The 5849-nt window shown below is 45.7% G+C and carries 2 tRNA genes and 3 rRNA genes; all 5 read left to right on the top strand.

Annotation, left to right across the window (positions count from 1 at the left end):
* Positions 1-393 precede the first annotated feature (393 nt).
* The 5 genes from LC419_RS23280 to rrf all read left to right on the top strand — a co-directional run bounded on the left by LC419_RS23280 (position 394) and on the right by rrf (position 5626).
* Positions 394-1910 (top strand): 16S ribosomal RNA (locus tag LC419_RS23280).
* A 302-nt stretch (positions 1911-2212) separates the two neighbouring features.
* Positions 2213-2286: transfer RNA gene (locus LC419_RS23275), tRNA-Ile, on the top strand.
* A 78-nt stretch (positions 2287-2364) separates the two neighbouring features.
* Positions 2365-2438: transfer RNA gene (locus LC419_RS23270), tRNA-Ala, on the top strand.
* Between the two features lie 157 nt (positions 2439-2595).
* Positions 2596-5362: ribosomal RNA gene (locus tag LC419_RS23265) — 23S ribosomal RNA — on the top strand.
* A 156-nt stretch (positions 5363-5518) separates the two neighbouring features.
* Positions 5519-5626 (top strand): 5S ribosomal RNA (rrf, locus tag LC419_RS23260).
* The 16S, 23S and 5S rRNA genes sit together here with 2 tRNA genes alongside, the layout of an rRNA operon.
* The last annotated feature ends 223 nt before the right edge of the window (positions 5627-5849 follow it).

Raw genomic sequence — 5849 nt, 5'->3', positions numbered from 1 at the left:
GTTTCGGTAGCACAGAAGAGCTTTTAGATAAGCATAATGATTTAAATGAGCTTTAGGATGGAGACGAAAAGCTTCTTAAAATTTTTAGAAATAAAAGTTGTGAGAGTTAAAAAAGTTTGTATCTTTGCAGTCCGGTTAAACGGGGAGCAGAAGCGAGTAAAGATTGAGGTTTAGGAGAGTTTAAGGTTACTTAAAAAACTTTAAAATTTTCTCCGAAAACATTTGGTCGATTAAAAATAAATAATTACTTTTGCAACCGCAAATAAGGAACAGAACGACAGAAAAGCTTCCTTATATATTGCGGAAAGAAAAAAGATCATTGACATACAATATACAACCAAGTAAGAAAAAAACTAAAGCGTAATAAAACTTTGAGCGGGTCAGGAAAAACATACAATGGAGAGTTTGATCCTGGCTCAGGATGAACGCTAGCGGGAGGCCTAACACATGCAAGCCGAGCGGTAGGTTTCCTTCGGGAGACTGAGAGCGGCGCACGGGTGCGGAACACGTGTGCAACCTGCCTTTATCAGGGGGATAGCCTTTCGAAAGGAAGATTAATACCCCATAATATTTTGAGTGGCATCACTTGAAATTGAAAACTCCGGTGGATAAAGATGGGCACGCGCAAGATTAGATAGTTGGTGAGGTAACGGCTCACCAAGTCTACGATCTTTAGGGGGCCTGAGAGGGTGATCCCCCACACTGGTACTGAGACACGGACCAGACTCCTACGGGAGGCAGCAGTGAGGAATATTGGACAATGGGTGAGAGCCTGATCCAGCCATCCCGCGTGAAGGACGACGGCCCTATGGGTTGTAAACTTCTTTTGTATAGGGATAAACCTTTCCACGTGTGGAAAGCTGAAGGTACTATACGAATAAGCACCGGCTAACTCCGTGCCAGCAGCCGCGGTAATACGGAGGGTGCAAGCGTTATCCGGATTTATTGGGTTTAAAGGGTCCGTAGGCGGATCTGTAAGTCAGTGGTGAAATCTCACAGCTTAACTGTGAAACTGCCATTGATACTGCAGGTCTTGAGTGTTGTTGAAGTAGCTGGAATAAGTAGTGTAGCGGTGAAATGCATAGATATTACTTAGAACACCAATTGCGAAGGCAGGTTACTAAGCAACAACTGACGCTGATGGACGAAAGCGTGGGGAGCGAACAGGATTAGATACCCTGGTAGTCCACGCCGTAAACGATGCTAACTCGTTTTTGGGTTTTCGGATTCAGAGACTAAGCGAAAGTGATAAGTTAGCCACCTGGGGAGTACGGACGCAAGTCTGAAACTCAAAGGAATTGACGGGGGCCCGCACAAGCGGTGGATTATGTGGTTTAATTCGATGATACGCGAGGAACCTTACCAAGGCTTAAATGGGAAATGACAGGTTTAGAAATAGACTTTTCTTCGGACATTTTTCAAGGTGCTGCATGGTTGTCGTCAGCTCGTGCCGTGAGGTGTTAGGTTAAGTCCTGCAACGAGCGCAACCCCTGTCACTAGTTGCCATCATTCAGTTGGGGACTCTAGTGAGACTGCCTACGCAAGTAGAGAGGAAGGTGGGGATGACGTCAAATCATCACGGCCCTTACGCCTTGGGCCACACACGTAATACAATGGCCAGTACAGAGGGCAGCTACCAGGTGACTGGATGCGAATCTCGAAAGCTGGTCTCAGTTCGGATTGGAGTCTGCAACTCGACTCTATGAAGCTGGAATCGCTAGTAATCGCGCATCAGCCATGGCGCGGTGAATACGTTCCCGGGCCTTGTACACACCGCCCGTCAAGCCATGGAAGTCTGGGGTACCTGAAGTCGGTGACCGTAATAGGAGCTGCCTAGGGTAAAACAGGTAACTAGGGCTAAGTCGTAACAAGGTAGCCGTACCGGAAGGTGCGGCTGGAACATCTCATTTTAGAGCGTCTTAAAGACGATAAAGAAAAAAAGTACTTAAATGTACATTGATTCTGCTTAAAGTAAAGCTTTAGTTTTTTATTTGGTTGCTATACTATAAAAGATAGATGATAAAGTATAAGAGATATGAATAGATTATTCTATATATCAATTATCAAGCATCATTTATCATATATAAAACAAAACCCACTAGAAATTAGTATCAGAGGGAGAGAGATTTTAGTAAAAGAAGTTAGAGGTTAGAAATTAGAAGTTAGTTTTACTAGCAACAAAGAACCGACAACCGACAACTAAAATTAATGAAGTCTCGTAGCTCAGCTGGTTAGAGCGCTACACTGATAATGTAGAGGTCGGCAGTTCGAGCCTGCCCGAGACTACTAATTAAAAGGACGGGAAGAAGAAAGAGAAAAGAAGAGATATAATTCTTTGTTCTTTATTCTCCAAGTCTACTAGAGGGGGAATTAGCTCAGCTGGCTAGAGCGCCTGCCTTGCACGCAGGAGGTCAAGGGTTCGACTCCCTTATTCTCCACAGTTTTGGAAGTTTGATTTAAAAGTTACGGATAGAGCCAATAACAATATTCGTTTATCAGACAGACAAGAAGACATTAAGATCATTGACATTAACGGTAAAAATATCACAAAGAGAAAACCGAGCGCATAGAAGCGCTTGAGTAACTAAAAATAGGAAAGAAATCGTTAAGGGCGTATGGCGGATGCCTAGGCTTTCAGAGGCGAAGAAGGACGCGGTAAGCTGCGAAAAGCTGCGGGGATCGGCACACACGAATTGATCCGCAGATGTCCGAATGGGGCAACCCGTCTGGTTGAAGACCAGTCACTCCAAATTTATTTGGAGAGCAAACCCGGAGAACTGAAACATCTAAGTACCCGGAGGAAAAGAAATCGAAGAGATTCCGTAAGTAGCGGCGAGCGAAAGCGGATTAGCCCAAAAGCTTTTATATGTTTAATAGAATGTTCTGGAAAGAACAGCCATAGAGGGTGATAGCCCCGTATATGAAAGGCATATTTAAGTGATAAATGAGTAGGGCGGGACACGTGAAATCCTGTCTGAATATGGGGGGACCATCCTCCAAGGCTAAATACTCCTGAAAGACCGATAGTGAACAAGTACTGTGAAGGAAAGGTGAAAAGCACTTCGAATAGAAGGGTGAAATAGAACCTGAAACCGTACGCCTACAAGCGGTCGGAGCCCACAAGTTGGGTGACGGCGTGCCTTTTGCATAATGAGCCTACGAGTTAATTTTGCTAGCGAGGTTAAGGACTTAAGGTCCGGAGCCGGAGCGAAAGCGAGTCTGAATAGGGCGCTTAGTTAGCAGGATTAGACGCGAAACCTTGTGATCTACCCATGGGCAGGTTGAAGCTCTGGTAACACAGAGTGGAGGACCGAACCGGTTGACGTTGAAAAGTCTTCGGATGACCTGTGGGTAGGGGTGAAAGGCCAATCAAACTGGGAGATAGCTCGTACTCTCCGAAATGCATTTAGGTGCAGCGTCGATTTACAGTTTATTAGAGGTAGAGCTACTGATTGGATGCGGGGGTTTCATCGCCTACCAATTCCTGACAAACTCCGAATGCTAATAAATGATGGTCGGCAGTGAGGGCATGGGTGCTAAGGTCCATGTCCGAGAGGGAAAGAACCCAGACCAACAGCTAAGGTCCCCAAATATATGTTAAGTTGAAGCAACGCGGTTGGACTGCATTGACAGCTAGGATGTTGGCTTGGAAGCAGCCATTCATTTAAAGAGTGCGTAACAGCTCACTAGTCGAGCGGTCCGGCATGGATAATAATCGGGCATAAACATATTACCGAAGCTATGGATTTATACCTTAGGGGTATATCTGGTAGGAGAGCATTCTATTTGCGCCGAAGCAGTATCGTGAGGTATTGTGGAGCGGATAGAAAAGAAAATGTAGGCATAAGTAACGATAAAGCGGGCGAGAAACCCGCTCACCGAAAGACTAAGGTTTCCTCAGCCATGCTAATCAGCTGAGGGTTAGTCGGGACCTAACGCGAACCCGAAAGGGGTAGTGGATGGACAATGGGTTAATATTCCCATACTTGCTCACACTAAAAAGGGGACGGAGTGCCGTACTTACTGGAGACTGACGGAATAGTCAAGACCTAGCCTTCGGGCGAAGTTGTTGTAGGGAAAGTGCTTCCAAGAAAAGCCGAAGTGAAGCAACCCGTACCAAAACCGACACAGGTAGTCGAGGAGAGAATCCTAAGGTGCTAGAGTGAATCATGGTTAAGGAACTAGGCAAAATAGTCTCGTAACTTCGGGAGAAGAGACGCCATCAGCAATGGTGGCCGCAGTAAAGAGGCCCAGGCGACTGTTTATCAAAAACACAGGACTCTGCAAAATCGAAAGATGCAGTATAGGGTCTGACACCTGCCCGGTGCTGGAAGGTTAAGGAAGGTGCTTAGGGTTAAACCGAAGGCATTAACTGAAGCCCCAGTAAACGGCGGCCGTAACTATAACGGTCCTAAGGTAGCGAAATTCCTTGTCGGGTAAGTTCCGACCTGCACGAATGGTGTAACGATCTGGGCACTGTCTCAACCATGAGCTCTGTGAAATTGTAGTCTCGGTGAAGATGCCGAGTACCCGCAATGGGACGAAAAGACCCTGTGAACCTTTACTATAACTTCGTATTGACTTTGAGTAAGTAATGTGTAGGATAGGTGGGAGGCTTTGAAGCGGGCACGCTAGTGTTCGTGGAGCCAACGTTGAAATACCACCCTTTACTTACTTGGAGCCTAACTTCTGTATGGAAGGACATTGCGTGGTGGGTAGTTTGACTGGGGTGGTCGCCTCCAAAAGAGTAACGGAGGCTTTCAAAGGTACCCTCAGCACGCTTGGTAACCGTGCGTAGAGTGTAATGGCATAAGGGTGCTTGACTGTGAGACCAACAAGTCGATCAGGTGCGAAAGCAGGACATAGTGATCCGGTGGTTCCGTATGGAAGGGCCATCGCTCATAGGATAAAAGGTACTCCGGGGATAACAGGCTAGTCTCCCCCAAGAGCTCACATCGACGGGGAGGTTCGGCACCTCGATGTCGGCTCGTCACATCCTGGGGCTGGAGAAGGTCCCAAGGGTTGGGCTGTTCGCCCATTAAAGTGGCACGCGAGCTGGGTTCAGAACGTCGTGAGACAGTTCGGTCTCTATCTATTGCGGGCGTTAGATGTTTGAGAGGGCTTGATTCTAGTACGAGAGGACCGAATTGAACAAACCTCTGGTGTATCAGTTGTTCCGCCAGGAGCACCGCTGAGTAGCTACGTTTGGAAGAGATAAGCACTGAAAGCATATAAGTGCGAAACTCGCCTCAAGATGAGACATCTTTTAAGGGTCGTTGGAGATGACGACGTTGATAGGCTATAGGTGTAAAGGCAGTAATGTCATAGCCAAGTAGTACTAATTACCCGTAGATTTATAGCCTATGGTTGCTATATATAGGCCTTTTATGCGCAGTAAAGGTTTTGTCTTTGTGAATGTTTTTATCGAATTAAACCAGATGTCAGATACAAGACATCAGATAACAGACTTCAGGTCTGATATCTGAAATCTAACTTCTGATATCTTATATACCTTCTTTAGGGTGGTTTTAGCGGTGGGGCTCACCTGTTCCCATTCCGAACACAGAAGTTAAGCCCACCAGCGCCGATGGTACTGCGAAAGCGGGAGAGTAGGCCGCCGCCAGTTTTTATTAAAAAGTCTCATACAGTTTTGTGTGAGACTTTTTTTGTTATATACCTAACCCAAAACATCAATGATAAAAGATAGAACATAAGTGATCAATGATAAAAGATCAATGATGGCTTATCAATCATCAATCATCAATTATAAATCATGATTGATCAGTAATGAGTAATGTGGATCAAGACCTTCCAGTCAATACATCAGCGATCAATCATCTTTTATCAAT

Origin of the sequence: Chryseobacterium sp. OSA05B, assembly GCF_019970065.1 — a bacterium.
Classification (GTDB): domain Bacteria; phylum Bacteroidota; class Bacteroidia; order Flavobacteriales; family Weeksellaceae; genus Chryseobacterium.
Note: the sequence above shows the minus strand (reverse complement) of the source record. Positions and strands in the feature narration are given on the sequence as shown.